The organism is Pseudoflavonifractor capillosus (genome assembly GCF_016902575.1).
In the GTDB taxonomy this organism is placed as follows: domain Bacteria; phylum Bacillota; class Clostridia; order Oscillospirales; family Oscillospiraceae; genus Enterenecus; species Enterenecus capillosus_A.
The window spans coordinates 1-263 of record NZ_JACSNZ010000153.1 but is presented as its reverse complement, the minus strand read 5'-3'; the positions used below and the strand labels follow the sequence as shown (position 1 = coordinate 263).

Here is a 263-nt window from a genome sequence, read left to right as displayed (position 1 = left end):
CAAGGGGGACGCGGCCGAAGGTGGGTTCGATAATTGGGGTGAAGTCGTAACAAGGTAGCCGTATCGGAAGGTGCGGCTGGATCACCTCCTTTCTAAGGAGACTTCAACGGAGCAAGTTCTTCGTTGTAACGTCCTGGTCAGACTTCTGAGTGCTGTTTCTCATTGTTTAATTTAGAGGGTGCAAACTGCGCATCCCCCGTCCAACCAATTCAAAAGCCCAACGAAGTGGGTTTTGAATTGAGAGGAGGAGCAACGGAGGGAAT

The 263-nt window shown here is 51.0% G+C and carries 1 rRNA gene; it reads left to right on the top strand.

From position 1 onward, the window contains the following. Window positions 1-92, top strand: a 16S ribosomal RNA gene (locus H9X86_RS12295); the annotation flags it as partial. Window positions 93-263 lie beyond the last annotated feature (171 nt).